Source organism: Chryseobacterium edaphi (genome assembly GCF_025628985.1).
In the GTDB taxonomy this organism is placed as follows: Bacteria; Bacteroidota; Bacteroidia; order Flavobacteriales; family Weeksellaceae; genus Chryseobacterium; species Chryseobacterium edaphi.
This window is the reverse complement of the sequence record NZ_JAOTEM010000003.1, coordinates 294,736-309,546: the sequence shown is the minus strand read 5'-3', so window position 1 is coordinate 309,546 and position 14,811 is coordinate 294,736. Positions and strand designations below refer to the sequence as shown.

At 36.0% G+C, this 14,811-nt stretch carries 10 protein-coding genes, 9 tRNA genes and 1 other RNA gene; 18 read left to right on the top strand and 2 right to left on the bottom strand.

What is annotated here, in order from left to right:
* Positions 1-60 precede the first annotated feature (60 nt).
* Positions 61-460, bottom strand: a transfer-messenger RNA (tmRNA) gene (gene ssrA / locus NZ698_RS13725).
* 157 nt (positions 461-617) lie between these two features.
* Here ssrA and rpsU point away from each other — a divergent pair.
* The 16 genes from rpsU (at position 618) to NZ698_RS13645 (ending at position 11,616) form a co-directional block, all read left to right on the top strand.
* Entirely contained in the window at positions 618-815 is a 198-nt protein-coding gene (gene rpsU, locus NZ698_RS13720; protein WP_034723363.1) for a 30S ribosomal protein S21, read from the top strand.
* 81 nt (positions 816-896) lie between these two features.
* Entirely contained in the window at positions 897-1,781 is an 885-nt protein-coding gene (locus NZ698_RS13715; protein ID WP_263003756.1) for a tyrosine-type recombinase/integrase, read from the top strand.
* Entirely contained in the window at positions 1,778-2,068 is a 291-nt protein-coding gene (locus NZ698_RS13710; RefSeq protein WP_263003755.1) for an HPF/RaiA family ribosome-associated protein, read from the top strand. The genes NZ698_RS13715 and NZ698_RS13710 overlap by 4 nt, the downstream gene beginning before the upstream one ends.
* A gap of 107 nt (positions 2,069-2,175) precedes the next feature.
* A tRNA-Thr gene (locus NZ698_RS13705) sits at positions 2,176-2,249 on the top strand.
* Positions 2,250-2,268: 19 nt separating this feature from the next.
* Positions 2,269-2,349 (top strand) — tRNA-Tyr (locus tag NZ698_RS13700).
* 85 nt (positions 2,350-2,434) lie between these two features.
* A tRNA-Gly gene (locus tag NZ698_RS13695) sits at positions 2,435-2,507 on the top strand.
* Between the two features lie 90 nt (positions 2,508-2,597).
* Positions 2,598-2,671, top strand: a tRNA-Thr gene (locus tag NZ698_RS13690).
* 20 nt (positions 2,672-2,691) lie between these two features.
* Positions 2,692-2,772 (top strand) — tRNA-Tyr (locus NZ698_RS13685).
* An 86-nt stretch (positions 2,773-2,858) separates the two neighbouring features.
* Positions 2,859-2,931 (top strand) — tRNA-Gly (locus NZ698_RS13680).
* A 42-nt stretch (positions 2,932-2,973) separates the two neighbouring features.
* Positions 2,974-3,045 (top strand) — tRNA-Thr (locus NZ698_RS13675).
* A 174-nt stretch (positions 3,046-3,219) separates the two neighbouring features.
* Positions 3,220-3,304 (top strand) — tRNA-Ser (locus NZ698_RS13670).
* A gap of 354 nt (positions 3,305-3,658) precedes the next feature.
* On the top strand, positions 3,659-4,339 hold the full coding sequence (locus NZ698_RS13665; protein WP_263003753.1) for a response regulator transcription factor: 681 nt from the start codon (positions 3,659-3,661) through the stop codon (positions 4,337-4,339).
* Entirely contained in the window at positions 4,340-5,704 is a 1,365-nt protein-coding gene (locus NZ698_RS13660; RefSeq protein ID WP_263003751.1) for an ATP-binding protein, read from the top strand. It abuts the gene before it with no gap.
* A 253-nt stretch (positions 5,705-5,957) separates the two neighbouring features.
* Positions 5,958-7,199, top strand: a complete 1,242-nt coding sequence (locus tag NZ698_RS13655; protein ID WP_263003749.1) for a TolC family protein — start codon at positions 5,958-5,960, stop codon at positions 7,197-7,199.
* Positions 7,200-7,201: 2 nt separating this feature from the next.
* On the top strand, positions 7,202-8,284 hold the full coding sequence (locus tag NZ698_RS13650) for an efflux RND transporter periplasmic adaptor subunit (protein ID WP_263003748.1): 1,083 nt from the start codon (positions 7,202-7,204) through the stop codon (positions 8,282-8,284).
* Positions 8,285-8,517: 233 nt separating this feature from the next.
* Positions 8,518-11,616, top strand: a complete 3,099-nt coding sequence (locus NZ698_RS13645; RefSeq protein WP_263003746.1) for an efflux RND transporter permease subunit — start codon at positions 8,518-8,520, stop codon at positions 11,614-11,616.
* A gap of 91 nt (positions 11,617-11,707) precedes the next feature.
* Here the strand turns inward: NZ698_RS13645 and NZ698_RS13640 are convergent, their stop codons facing one another.
* Positions 11,708-13,216, bottom strand: coding sequence for a DUF4394 domain-containing protein (locus NZ698_RS13640; protein WP_263003744.1), 1,509 nt, complete (start codon positions 13,214-13,216; stop codon positions 11,708-11,710).
* Positions 13,217-13,463: 247 nt separating this feature from the next.
* On the opposite strand from NZ698_RS13640, the gene tuf reads away from it, so the two are divergent.
* Positions 13,464-14,678 (top strand): elongation factor Tu, encoded by a 1,215-nt coding sequence (gene tuf / locus NZ698_RS13635; RefSeq protein ID WP_263003742.1) that lies wholly within the window; start codon positions 13,464-13,466, stop codon positions 14,676-14,678.
* Positions 14,679-14,731: 53 nt separating this feature from the next.
* A tRNA-Trp gene (locus NZ698_RS13630) sits at positions 14,732-14,802 on the top strand.
* Positions 14,803-14,811: the final 9 nt, after the last annotated feature.

The window sequence follows — 14,811 nt, the reverse complement described above, 5'->3', positions numbered from 1 at the left end:
AAATCATGGTATGTTAAAATAAAAAAAAAGAACTCAAATATTGAGTTCTTTTTAAACTTAAAGTGGAGTTGGAGGGATTCGAACCCTCGTCCAAACAAGCAATACATAAGATTTCTACATGCTTATTTTACTATTGATTTTTGTGCTTAAGCAGAGAGCAAACACCCAACTTAAACCTTAGCTTCTGAAATTTTCGAGTTTCGGTCAAAGCATCCGAAACCTTATTTCTGCATTACTATATCTCAGAATCAAACGCCGCAGAACAGAGCATTTGTGAGACATCTTGCTTCCTTACTATCTTCGGGAAAGCGCTTGAAATCTTACTTTATTCGGATTAAGCTGCAAGAGCGAACTCTTCGTTGCCAGTTAAAAGTTTGTAGCAAGGGATTAAAGAGATCGCGCTACGGTTCTCTGCATGCTTACTTACCCATTGGTCTTGCTGTCGAAACCAGTCAACCCCATGAATTAGTAACGGCAAAGGTACGATATTTTGTTTAAATTTAATTCATAGTAAAAATAGGATTGTAATAATTTGAAATTAATGTCAATTTTAATGGAAATAATTTGCTGTTTAGGAAAAAAGTTATATTTTTGCAATCCAAAATGAGATGTAAATTATGTTAATAATACCTGTAAAGGATGGTGAATCCATCGATAGAGCACTAAAAAAATACAAGAGAAAATTTGATAAAACTGGTACAGTTCGTCAATTAAGATCTAGACAAGCTTTTATTAAGCCTTCTGTAACTCTTAGACAATCTAGGCTGAAAGCAGCTTATAAGCAAAGAGGATTAAGCAAGGAAGAACAAGCTTAAGAAATTTTCTTAAACACATACTAAATCACTTCTTAAATAGTTATATTTGAGAAGTGATTTTTTTGTTTTTAAACATATACTATGCGGGAGAAATTTTTAGATTATTTACAACTCGAAAAGAGGTATTCAACTCACACCATCACAGGTTATCGCAGAGATCTCGACGATTTTTATGCTTTCTGCCTCAAAACGGAATCTTCTGAAAATATTGTGAAAGCCGATAAAAAAGTGATCAGAAACTTTATCGTCGAGCTGAGTGAAAACAATATTTCAAAAAGAACGATCAATCGAAAGCTTTCATCCCTTCGGAGTTTTTACCTTTTTCTTTTAAGATTGGGCGAGATTGAAATTTCACCTTTAGAAACAGTCACTTCCTTGAAATTTTATGCAGAAAAGCAGGTTCCCATGTCTCAGGAAGAAATGGAAGTGCTTCAGAACGACATAATGGATAAAGCTGATATTTTGGATCGTTGCATTGTTGAGGTTTTATACCAGACAGGAATTCGTAAGGCGGAACTTTGTGGCTTAATATTTGAAAGTGTAAACTTAGAAGTTCAACAACTAAAGATCTTAGGGAAGGGAAATAAAGAAAGATATATTCCTATATCGGAAGATTTGGCTAATCTACTTTCAAATTATCTGCAGATCCGAAAACCTAAGGAAGAATTTAAATCCTATTTTTTTGTCAACAGACAAGGAAAAAAACTGACGGAAAAATTTGTTTATGTAGTAGTTAATAAGTACCTTGGTCTTGTAACTTCGAAGAAAAAAACAAGTCCTCACATTCTGAGACATAGCTTTGCTACACATGTTTTAGACAATGGGGCAGAGATTTCGAAAGTAAAAAAAATATTAGGTCATTCCAGTCTTGCAAGCACACAGGTGTACACGAATGCCAATATAGAACAGTTAAAAAAAGTGTTTAACCAGGCTCATCCAAGAGCTGTCAAAAAAGAAGAATTATGAAGATTTCAGTACAGGCAATCGGCTTAACTCCGCACGAACCGTTAGAGTCACATGTTGACAAAAAAGTAAGTAAGCTTAATACGTTTTATGACAAACTTCAGGAATGCAAAGTATTTTTGAAAGTTGAAAACAATTCTGAAAAAGCAAACAAAACAACCGAGCTTATTTTGGTAGTTCCGGGAGACGATATCGTAGTAAAAAAGACAAGTACGAGTTTTGAAGAGAGTTTGGATCTATGCGTGGATGCTGCTAAGAAACTGTTAATCAAGAAAAAAGAATTAGCATAAAAAATAAAGTAAAAAAAGTTTACTAAAAAGTTTGAGATTTCAAAAAATCTGTTCTATATTTGCACTCGCAAAAAGGAACATTGATCTTTTGAAATCTTTTTAATTTTGCCTCCATAGCTCAGTTGGCTAGAGCAGCTGATTTGTAATCAGCAGGTCGTGGGTTCGAGTCCCTCTGGAGGCTCATTTAATATAAAATATCTGGGGAGATTCCAGAGTGGCTAAATGGGACTGACTGTAACTCAGTTGCTTCGGCTTCGCAGGTTCGAATCCTGCTCTCCCCACATTTTATATTAAAAAAAGTCTTGCAGGTTTAAAAGAATTTTTCTAGATTTGCAGACCGTTACCAATGATTTTGGAAACAAAATTGCGGAAGTAGCTCAGTTGGTAGAGCGTCAGCCTTCCAAGCTGAATGTCGCGAGTTCGACCCTCGTCTTCCGCTCAATTTCACACCGCATCTGGCGTGATTTTTTTTAACTGCTGATGCAGCACAGAGTAGATTTCTCTGATAGCTTTCAGTTTTTATTAAATTGCCTCCATAGCTCAGTTGGCTAGAGCAGCTGATTTGTAATCAGCAGGTCGTGGGTTCGAGTCCCTCTGGAGGCTCAATTTAATATAAAATATCTGGGGAGATTCCAGAGTGGCTAAATGGGACTGACTGTAACTCAGTTGCTTCGGCTTCGCAGGTTCGAATCCTGCTCTCCCCACATTTTATATTAAAAAAAGTCTTGCAGATTTTAAGGGTTTTTCCTAAGTTTGCACAGCGTTTACCAATAATTTTGGAAACAAAATTGCGGAAGTAGCTCAGTTGGTAGAGCGTCAGCCTTCCAAGCTGAATGTCGCGAGTTCGACCCTCGTCTTCCGCTCAAAAAAATCACCCTTGTACAGCGTGATTTTTTTCTTTTAATGCCGACTTAGCTCAGCGGTAGAGTGCTTCCTTGGTAAGGAAGAGGTCACGGGTTCAAGTCCCGTAGTTGGCTCACTTTTCATCCCGATTTCTTCGGGATATTTTTTTTCAAAATTTTTTAGTCTTATATTAAAACTATATAAACAATCACACATCTTCTTTTTAAAATTTGAAAATATATTTTGAAGATTAAAAAAAACGTATTATATTTGCACCACCAAAAAACAACGATATATTCGGTGTTTATGGAGAGATGGCAGAGTGGTCGATTGCGATAGTCTTGAAAACTATTGACTGTAACAGGTCCGGGGGTTCGAATCCCTCTCTCTCCGCAAAACGGGAAACCGATCAGCCAAAATCCTCAGATAGAAATATCTGAGGATTTTTTGTTTCTATTGATAAAATTATCTAGACTATTACATGAAATTTTCCACATTTTAGAGTTGGGGAAAGGAAATTTCATTTCAAAATTGAGGGACAGGGAAAGGAAATTTCATTTTTAAAATAATAGAATTATAAAGTTTAATATTATTTTAATGAATCATAATTGAAAAACTAAAACCATTTAAACCAATAGCTTTGAACAGAATGTCATTTTAACATCTTAATGTTTAAACCCATTCTAAACTGTCTCAAGGCCAAAACATCATTATTTTTTCATTAAATTCGTATCAAATAATTTTTTGATGAATATTCTTCTTTTGGAAGACGATCTCATTCTCTCGGCAGAACTGAGTAAGTTTTTAGAGTCAAACCGTTTTACTACCGACAGAATTTACGACGGAGAAACTTTTCTCCGCCAGATAAAAAACAATTCCTATGATTTGTATCTTTTAGATATCAACGTTCCAAAGATCAACGGACTTGATGTTTGCCAGACCATACGCTCTTTCGATAAAAACACACCCATCATTATTATTTCTGCTTACGGCGATATTTCGGATAAAAAAGATGCCTTCACAAGATTGGCAGATGATTATTTGGTGAAACCTTTTCAGTTTGAAGAGTTACTGTTAAGAATGAATTCTCTATTAAGAAGAAAAATTCCTGAAGATAATGCAGATCAGGATATGATCAGAATAGACGATTTAATTATTAATAAAACCGAACAGAAAGTTTTTCGCGCAGGAAACGAAATTGCATTGACGCTTAAAGAATTTCAGCTGTTGACTTATTTGGCAGAAGCGCAGGGAAGAACGGTTTCTAAACAACAGATTACCGAAAATGTTTGGGAACATAATTTTAATACCAATACCAACACAGTTGAGGTATACATCAATTTTTTAAGAAAGAAAATTGATAAAGATTTTAAAGTGAAGCTTATTCATACAAGATCTGGTTTCGGATATTATTTAAATCCTTTATAGATGTCTTTAAAAAGGAAAATTGCACTGACGCTCAGTATTTCGTTCTCATTACTTTTTGGTATTGTTCTGATCATCGTGTATGCTTCCTTTAATGATTTCCGGAAAGAAGAATTTAAAGAAAGATTTGAACGAAGGCTGGATTTTACCACCAACTTTATATCAAAATCTAAAAATTTTGAACAGGAAGCTCCGATCTTTTTTAATGAAAATTCTGATAACATTTTGCTAAATGAGACCATTTTGATTTTTAATTCAAACAAAGAGCTCATTTACAGCACGATAAAAGACAGAGAAGTTACCTGGGACAAAAATCTGTTGAAAGATCTTGATCAGAAAAAATCCATTCATAGAGAAAAGGCATTTCCGGAAGTGTATGCGGCTTTGAGAAAGATCAATGGCGAAAATTACTACATTCTAACAAGTGCTTTTGACACCAATGGACAATCAAAACTGGATTATTTAAAATATCTTCTGATCACGGCTTATATTACAAGTACGCTTCTCATCGGGTTTTTCAGTTATTATTTTATGGGTAAATTTCTGCGCCCGCTGGAAGATCTCAATAATGAAATTTCTGAAGTTACGGCACATAAACTCACCACACAGATTCCTGTAGAACATTCCAATGATGAAATAAGTATTCTTGCAAAATCTTTCAATACGATGATCGTAAGATTAAATGATGTTTTCCAGTCACAGAAAGATTTTACTGCAAGTGCTTCTCATGAGATCCGTACTCCGATTACGAGAATGGCTTTTCAACTTGAAAATTTAATTAAACTTACCCAACATTCTCCCGAAACTCTTTCCGCACTAAAACAGATGCAGAAAGATGTTTATCAGTTATCGGATCTTACAAACTCGCTTCTTTTACTTACGAAATTCGACAAAGAAAATATCCAGAGTATTTATGAGGAAGTAAGAATTGATGAAGTTATTTTTGAGTCTTTCGAAAGTGTGCAAAAAAGCTATCCAAACCTCAAAATGGATTTTCTGATCTCTGAAAATGAATCTGAGTATGATTTTTTGACCATTCAGGGTGTACAGTCTTTGCTTGATATTGTTTTTATTAATTTACTGAAAAATGCCGCCGTTTATTCTGAAGATTCTGATGCACAAGTTTTAATTACAGAAGACGAAAAAAATCTTGTTGTTGATATAGTATCTGTTGGAAACACAATTTCAGAAGAAGAGCAGTCAAAATTATTTGATGCTTTTATGAGAGGAAACAACTCCCAACATATTGCAGGTTCAGGTTTAGGACTTCGTATTGTCAAAAGAATTCTTGAATATCACGGCGCAGAAATACGCTATTCTTCTCCTGAGAAAAATCTCAATAAATTTAGCGTGATTTTTAATAAGTAAACTCACCTGATCAAGAAAATAGTTTCACTTGGCTAAGTGAAACGGCTTTGTTTACCCTTAAAATTTTCACATAGAGTTTAAAAAAAACTTTGTTTTACTTTGCGCTTAAATAATTTGAGTTACAAATAAAAATAAAATTTTCTTTACTTTTCTAAGCTTCAAAATTCCCCAAAACCAAATTTAATTTTATTTTAAGTCTCCTTTAAGTTCATTTTAATCGAGCAACTGCATTTTTGCCATCAAACTTGAGAGAATGAACAAAATTGCACGGCTGTTTGTTATTATTTCGTCTGTAATAACAGCGCAACAGCAAATGTCACTTCTGGATTGCGAAAACGCTTTTCAGAAAAACAATCTTCAGCTTCTTGCCGAACAGTACAATATCAACATTGCCGATGCAGATATTTTGCAGGCAAAAATCTGGGAACTGCCGCAACTGAGCGGTTACGTTAATGCTTATAATCCCGAAGACAGAAGAGCTTTTGATGTAGGAAGAGCAAAAGGTGCAGAAGTTTCCCAATTGATTTACATGGGCGGAAAAAAGAAAAACGAAATCGCTTTTGCAAAATCTAATAAAGAGTTGGCCCAACTACAGTTTTCTCAGCTTCTGGTAGAGCTCAAAACTCAGCTTCACACCAATTACTACAATCTTTATTACGAAAAACTGAAGCTTGAAAACACAAATAAGCAATTAGGGTACATGAATGACCTTCTGAAAGCTTATAAAGTACAGTCGGCAAAAGGAAATGTTTCTTTGAAAGATGAGGTAAGATTACAAAGTATCGTTATTCAGTTAAATAATGACAAGCTTGGAATCAACAAAAGCATTTTGGAGTTTGATCAGAATTTAAAGGTTCTGACCGGAATTACAGAAAATATAGAACCACAGATTTCAGACTTGGAAGTCAAAGAAATTCTTGCATCACAACCTTTCGGAAACGACGATGACTTGAAAAGAAAAGCACTGGAAAATAATGCAGATTATTTATTTAATTTAAAACTGATTGACAATAGCAAGCTTTATGCACAATGGCAAAAATCTCTTAATGTTCCCGACTTAAATCTTGGAGCAGGATATGATCAGAACTCCGGAACTTTTAAAAATGAAGTCAATCTGATGGTCGGAATTCCTTTACCGTTATGGAAAAGCAACAGAGGAAATGTAGAAAAGGCCAATTATGCCATTCAGCAGAATCAGAAAAACGCAGAATTTCAGAAACTAAATCTCGAAACAAAAGTAGAATCGGCTTTTCAGATCTGGAAAAATCAATATGATCAGTTGCTCGAAATAAAATCTACAGATCTTGATAACCTCGATCTCGTTTACAACGGAATCCTGAAAAACTTCAGAAACGGAAACGTAAGTCTCATAGAATTCACCGACTTCATGGAAAGCTATCGTCAAACGGCACTTCAGATTTATGATATGAAAAATGATCTCATTCAGTCTGCGGAACAACTCAATCAATTAGTACAAACAAAAATCTTCTATTAAAAATGAAAAATTTAATAATCCCAGTTTTGGTCATAATTTCTTTATGGTCTTGTTCCAAAAAAGAAGAACCTAAAGCACCGCAATCCAAAGGTTATGAAATGAGTAATACCATGCTTCAATCGATCACTACAGCAAAAGTAGAGCAGAAAAATATAGAAGATGTGTATAGTTTTTACGGAAAAATATCGGCAGACAGAAATTCATACATTGATGTTTATCCATTGGTTGGAGGAAATGTTTTGAGTGTGAATGTCGAGTTGGGAGATTATGTGAAAAAAGGACAGATTCTCGCGACAATTCGAAGTACAGAATTGGCGGAAGTACAGAAAGATGTGAGTGACGCGAAGACAGATTTGGTCGTAGCACAAAATAATCTGCGTGTAGCAAGAGAAATGTATGAAGGGAAATTAAATACGGAAAGGGATGTTTCGGAAGCAAAAAGTCAGTTACAAAAAGCGCAGGATCAGATGCAGAGAGCTTCAGCAGTAAGTACGGTGTACAATGTGAAAAAAGGAAATTTATACAGTGTTGTAGCACCGATCAGCGGATATATTGTTCAGAAAAACATCAACAAAGATATGCAGCTGCGAAGTGACCGAAGCGAAAACATCTTTGATGTTGCCAATACCACCAATCTTTGGGCAATCATGAATGTCAATGAATCGGATATTGATAAAATAAGCCTCGGAATGTCTGCACAGGTTTCCACATTGTCATATCCCGACAAAGTTTTTTACGGAAAAATTGATAAAATATTTAAAATCATCGATCCCGAAACCAATGCGATGCAGGCAAGAGTTGTTTTGGATAACGCAAACGGATTATTGATTCCCGAAAGTAAAGCTACGATCAAAGTTTCAAGTTCTGAAAATAAAACGGCTCTTACCGTTCCTTCAAAAGCGGTGATTTTTGATGACAACAGAAGTTTTGTAGTGGTTTTCAAATCAAGAACAGATGTAAAAGTAAAAGAAGTAAAAGTTTTAAAACAATTAGGTGATGTCATATATATTTCAGAAGGTTTGAATGATGGAGAATTGGTTATCACCAATAATCAATTGTTGATTTACCGCTCTTTGAATAATTAAATTTTATTTAAACTATCGGAAAATCTTGATTTTCTTCTAATGTGTTCTTTTCTGCAAATTACTTTCAAAGTCCCATATGACTCATGTGTTTTAAATTTTAAAGTATTCTGCATTCCTCAATTCGCTTGCGAATCCTTAATAACCTAAACTCCTTAATCAAAACTTAATGGTTCAAAAACTTTAAGTTTTAAAAATTTCTTTCAACGACTTTTTTAGGTCACCAAAAATTGATCATGAATAAATTCATTAAAAATATAATTTCGTTCTCACTCAAAAATAAAGCCTTCACATTTATTTGGGTGGCAATCTTAGCGGTTGCAGGTTTTATCAGTTTCAAAAATATGCCTATTGAAGCTTTTCCCGATGTTACCAATACCCAAATTGTCATCATCACCCAATGGAACGGAAGGAGTGCTGAAGAAGTTGAGCGTTTTGTTACGACTCCGATTGAATTGGCAATGAGTCCGGTTCAGAAAAAAACGAGTGTGAGAAGTACGACCATGTTCGGACTTTCAATTGTGAAAATTCTCTTTGACGATGGAGTAGATGATATGTTTGCCCGAAATCAGGTCAACAATCAATTGAGAAACGTAAGTCTTCCTGATGAAGTTGATCCCGAAGTACAGCCACCTTACGGACCGACCGGAGAAATTTTCAGATATACTTTAGAAAGTAAAAAGAAAGATTCCAGAGAATTATTAACGTTACAAAATTGGGTCATTGACCGTGCTTTAAGAGGTGTTCCGGGAGTTGCAGACATCAATGTTTTCGGAGGTCAGGATAAAATTTACGAATTGAGCATTGATCCGAGAGCTTTAGATAAATACAATTTGACTCCGTTACAGGTTTATGAAGCGGTTACCAAAAGCAATCTGAACGTCGGTGGAGATGTTATCGAGAAAAACGGACAAGCCTATGTTGTAAGAGGAATTGGTTTGGTGCAATCGAATGAAGATATTGGAAACATTACCATTCAGAATGACAGCGGAAATCCGGTTTTGGTAAAAAATGTTGCCGAAGTTCATGAAAGTTCGATGCCGAGAGTAGGACAGGCCGGATTAAACAATCACGAAGATACCGTTGAAGGAATTGTGGTGATGCGGAAAGGTGAAAATCCGCGTGAAGTTTTGGTCGGTGTAAAAGCTAAAATTAAAGAACTCAACGAAAAAATACTTCCCAAAGATGTCAAAATGGTCACTTTCTACGACCGCGATAATCTGATGGATTTTACTACAGAAACGGTAATGCACAATTTGCTGGAAGGAATTATTTTGGTAACGGTCATCGTTTTGATTTTCATGGCAGATTGGCGAACGACTTTGATTGTTTCCATCATTATTCCATTATCATTATTGTTTGCATTTTTATGTTTAAAAATGGCAGGAATGAGTGCCAATTTGCTTTCGCTCGGAGCTGTCGATTTTGGAATCATCATAGATGGAGCCGTCGTCATGGTCGAAGGAATTTTCGTAATGCTTGATCATAAAGCTAAGAAATACGGTCCGGAAAGATTTAACAAAATGGCAAAAGCAGGTTGGATCAAACAAACAGGAACCGGTCTTGGAAAAGCGATTTTCTTTTCAAAATTAATTATCATCACTTCTTTAATTCCGATTTTCTCATTTCAGAAAGTAGAAGGGAAAATGTTTTCACCTTTGGCATTTACTTTGGGTTTTGCATTGATCGGAGCTTTGATTTTTACATTGACTCTCGTTCCTGTTCTTTCGCATCTTCTTTTAAATAAAAATGTGAGAGAAAAGAATAATCCATTCGTAAATTTTTGGGACAGAATTGTTTTACAAGGCTTTAATTTTACTTTTAAACATAAAAAATTAGGTTTAATTATTTCAATTTCGTTTGTAGCAATCACTCTGTTTTCAGGTAAATTTTTAGGAACAGAATTTTTGCCGCAACTGAATGAAGGTTCACTTTGGATCACCGCCGAAATGCCGATGAGCTCTTCATTAAAAGAATCTTTGAAAACCGCCCATATTTTGAAGAAAGATATCATGAGTGTTCCCGAAGTCACCGATGTTTTGGCACAAACGGGACGAAGCAACGACGGAACAGATCCAAACGGATTCGGATTTGTGCAGTTTGCCGTGAATCTAAAACCAAAAGACGAATGGAAACGCAGGATTAATTACGAGCAGTTGGTAGAAGAAATCGATAAAAAACTTAGAAATTATCAGGGAATTACCTTTAATTATTCTCAGCCGATTTCAGATAATGTGGCAGAAGCTGTTGCAGGTTTTAAGGCAGAAAACGGAATTAAAATTTACGGTGATAACTTGCAGACTTTAGACAAATTAGCCGATGAGGTTTTAAAATCCATAAAAAATGTTGAAGGGGTAAAAGATGCAGGAATTATTAAAAACATTGGTCAGCCGGAGGTAAGTGTAGTTCTCGACAGAGATAAAATGGCTGCTTACGGAGTGATGCCCGATGATGCGCAATCTGTTTTGGAAATGGCTTTCGGTGGAAAAACAGCTTCAGAAATGTTTGATGGTGAAAGAAAATTCCCGATTCGTTTGAGATATTCTGAACAGTACAGAAAAGACGAAAAAGATATTGCTTCTCTGATGGTTCCTACGCAAGATGGGGCAAAAATTCCTTTAAAGGAAATCAGTACAATTGTGAAAGATAATGGGGCAGCTTTTATTTATCGAGATGATATTAAAAGATATATCGGAATTAAATTCTCAATTCGTGACCGTGATTTGGGCGGTACGATCGGTGATGCGCAGAAAGAGGTTGCGAAAATTGATATTCCGGACGGATATTCTGTGGGCTGGACGGGACAATTTGAAAATCAGCAGCGTGCTTCCGGAAGATTGGCGCAGGTAGTTCCGATCAGTATTTTAGGGATTTTCTTTCTTCTATTTATTCTTTTTGGAAATATGAAAGATTCGCTTTTGGTTTTAGCGAATGTACCTTTTGCTCTAATCGGCGGAATTATCGCTCTTCATCTGACCGGAATGAATTTTGGAATTTCGGCAGGAGTCGGGATGATTGCTCTTTTAGGAATATGTATCCAAAATGGAGTTATTCTCATTACAGAATTTCATCAGAACGTCAAAAACGGATTGCAATTGGACGAGGCTATTTTAAATGGAGTCAAATCCAGAACGCGACCAGTAATCATGACAGCTTTGATGGCATCGATCGGACTTTTACCCGCAGCGCTTTCCACAGGAATCGGTTCGGAATCTCAGAAACCTCTAGCGATTGTAATCATTGGCGGTTTAATTACGGCAACTTTTCTGACTTTATTAATCTTCCCGATTATATTCTGGATATTTAATAAATCTAAAAAAGCAGAAATCAATTAAGTTTTTCCTTCATTCATCTATATTAAAAGTGAAGCGCGGAATAGATTTTTCTATTCCGCGCTTCTTTATAATGAATATCAAGATTGTATTTTTAGAATCCTAAGCCAACTGTAAATCCTTTTACAGGATTTGGGTAAGTAGCGAGGGAAGCTGTAGACCCATTGGTAGTGTTTACGGTATAAATTCTTGTAGTTCCACCAACAGAAGCTACTAAATAAGCTTTCTGACTTGTACTTCCGATATCAAAACCATTGGCTCCATCAATATTGATTCCCAGAGAACCTCTTTCAACCAAGGTACCATTGTTTGGTGGATTTTGTAAATATAATTTATCTGTATTGGTATCAATGACAAATAATGAAGTTGTAGTAGCACCTGCAAAATTATCAGAATATGCTGCTGCACCTACTGAAACTGGTGTAGGATTTAATGGGGTATCAGTTGCAGTGATTCCTCCTGTAACAGGATCTAATCTTAAATTTTGTCCAGTATTGCTTACTACTCTTATTTTATCAACGGTAGGATTGAAATCAAATCCAAATTCAGTTCCTGCAAGTGGGGTAGGAAGTGTACCGGTACCAACTTGTGTTGCAGCCCATGTTCCTAAATTGATCGTATAGATTCTGCTTGAGCTTCCTAAAGCGTAAAGTTGTCCGTTCAATGGTCTGAAATCAATTCCTAAAATATTTTCACCAGTCTGTAATCCTGTAATTGCTTTGGTAACAGGAGTTGCAGGATTGTTTGGGTCAAAAATCTGCAATGCATTTGCGTTATCAATTGCATAAGCAACAGGATTTGTTGGAATCGCTAAATCAACAACCTTTTGACTTAATGTACCGATGCTTGATGCTTTTCCGGAATTTAGATCTACAGTATACAAAGCATTTTGACCTCCGCTTGTCACAGCCATCAATGCAACTGTATTTTCAGGATTGATATCAAATGCAGCCTGACCTGTAAATGTTAAGCCTAAACTTCCTACTTCAACCAAAGTTCCGTTGTTGGGAGGATCCTGCTTGAATAATTTACCTGAAGTTAAATCCAGATCGTACAAAATTGTTGATGCAGCACCAGATTTACTGTTCGTATACGCAATACCCGAAATAGAAGCTGTAGTAGCAATACTTGTATCAGTAGCTGCTACTGCGCCGTTTTCCGGATTAAGACGAAGGTTCTGTCCTGTACTCGTAACCAATCTTATACGGTCAACCGTAGGATTAAAGTCTATTGAAGCAATTGCTCCTGAAATCACAGGAGAGAAAGCTGTTGTGCTTACTGCTCTTGAAGTGGCAGTTGTTGTATTGATGATATAAAATTTGCTTGCACTCGATACAGCGTAAAGCTCACCTGTAGCAGGTCTGAAATCAATACTTAGTAGTTTTTCTCCTGAGCCAAGTCCTGTGATAGGCTTCGTAGATGTGAAAACATTGGGATTTTTAGCATTAAAAGCTAAGAGCTCATTATTGGCACTCAATCCGTAAACCATAACGTCGGGACCTACGGTTGGGATTTCGGGCATACTAGTGTTGTCATCGTCATCACATGAGAAAATCGTGACAAATGCAAAAGTAGCCAGACAAAAGTTGAATAGTTTTTTCATAAAAATTTATTTTAATTAGTAGTTCGTTTAAATATACGATAGAAAAATGATCCTGGATTTGTAAACTGTTTTTTTTAATTCATTTTTTTGTTATAAATTTGCAACTCCAATATACAAAAAATAAAGGTTTGCAGATTTTGGATTTGAATATTAAACTTTTTTTCTACAAAAAGATTTTAGTATTTAAAAATTCATTATATTTGCACACCGAAAATTTGAATAAACAATAAAATAAATAATTTAAATCATGGCAAAGGAAACGTTTAATCGTAACAAACCACACTTGAACATTGGTACTATTGGTCACGTTGACCATGGTAAAACTACACTTACTGCAGCAATTTCTGCTGTATTGGCTAGCAAAGGTCTTGCTGAGAAAAAAGATTTCTCTTCTATTGACTCTGCTCCAGAAGAAAAAGAAAGAGGGATTACTATCAATACTGCTCACATCGAATACGAAACTGAAAAAAGACATTACGCTCACGTTGACTGTCCAGGTCACGCAGATTACGTAAAGAACATGGTAACTGGTGCTGCTCAGATGGACGGTGCTATCGTTGTATGTGCTGCTACAGACGGACCAATGCCTCAAACTAGAGAGCACATCCTTCTATGTCGTCAGGTAAACGTACCTAGAATCGTTGTTTTCATGAACAAAGTTGACATGGTAGATGATGCTGAGTTATTAGAGCTAGTTGAAATGGAATTGAGAGACTTATTGTCTACTTACGAATTTGACGGAGATAACTCTCCAGTAATTCAAGGTTCAGCTTTAGGTGCTCTTACAGCTGCTACTGCTGAAGGAGGTGCTAAGACTGATGACCAATGGTTCAAATCTGTTGAAGCATTAATGGATGCTGTTGACGAGTGGATCCAACAACCACCAAGAGATACTGATAAGCCATTCTTGATGCCAATCGAAGACGTATTCTCTATTACAGGTAGAGGTACTGTTGCAACTGGTAGAATCGAAGCTGGTATTATCAATACAGGAGATCCTGTAGATATCATCGGTATGGGTGAAGAAAAATTGACTTCTACTATTACAGGAGTTGAAATGTTCAGAAAAATCCTAGATAGAGGAGAAGCTGGAGATAACGTAGGTCTATTGTTGAGAGGTATTGAAAAAACTGACATCAAGAGAGGTATGGTTATCGCTAAGAAAGATTCTGTGAAGCCTCACAAGAAATTCAAAGCTTCAGTTTATATCCTTTCTAAAGAAGAAGGTGGACGTCACACTCCATTCCACAACAAATACCGTCCTCAGTTCTATGTAAGAACTACTGACGTTACAGGTGAAATCTTCTTACCAGAAGGTGTAGAAATGGTAATGCCTGGTGATAACTTAGAGATCACTGTAGAATTGTTACAACCAATCGCTCTTAACGTAGGTCTTAGATTTGCGATCAGAGAAGGAGGTAGAACAGTTGGTTCAGGTCAGGTTACTGAAATCTTAGACTAATCATCTTAAAATAAATTAAAGTTCCGTAAGGAAACTTACGGAACTTTTAATCTACGGGCATCGTCCAATGGTAGGATACCGGTCTCCAACACCGTTGATCAGGGTTCGAATCCTTGTGCCCGTGCAAAAAGAA

Coding starts and splice junctions, on each gene's coding strand:
- NZ698_RS13665 (WP_263003753.1), top strand. CDS start 3,659: ATGAATATTCTTCTTTTGGAAGACGATCTCATTCTCTCGGCAGAACTG.
- NZ698_RS13645 (WP_263003746.1), top strand. CDS start 8,518: ATGAATAAATTCATTAAAAATATAATTTCGTTCTCACTCAAAAATAAA.
- NZ698_RS13650 (WP_263003748.1), top strand. CDS start 7,202: ATGAAAAATTTAATAATCCCAGTTTTGGTCATAATTTCTTTATGGTCT.
- NZ698_RS13660 (WP_263003751.1), top strand. CDS start 4,340: ATGTCTTTAAAAAGGAAAATTGCACTGACGCTCAGTATTTCGTTCTCA.
- NZ698_RS13640 (WP_263003744.1), bottom strand. CDS start 13,216: ATGAAAAAACTATTCAACTTTTGTCTGGCTACTTTTGCATTTGTCACG.
- tuf (WP_263003742.1), top strand. CDS start 13,464: ATGGCAAAGGAAACGTTTAATCGTAACAAACCACACTTGAACATTGGT.
- NZ698_RS13715 (WP_263003756.1), top strand. CDS start 897: ATGCGGGAGAAATTTTTAGATTATTTACAACTCGAAAAGAGGTATTCA.
- NZ698_RS13710 (WP_263003755.1), top strand. CDS start 1,778: ATGAAGATTTCAGTACAGGCAATCGGCTTAACTCCGCACGAACCGTTA.
- rpsU (WP_034723363.1), top strand. CDS start 618: ATGTTAATAATACCTGTAAAGGATGGTGAATCCATCGATAGAGCACTA.
- NZ698_RS13655 (WP_263003749.1), top strand. CDS start 5,958: ATGAACAAAATTGCACGGCTGTTTGTTATTATTTCGTCTGTAATAACA.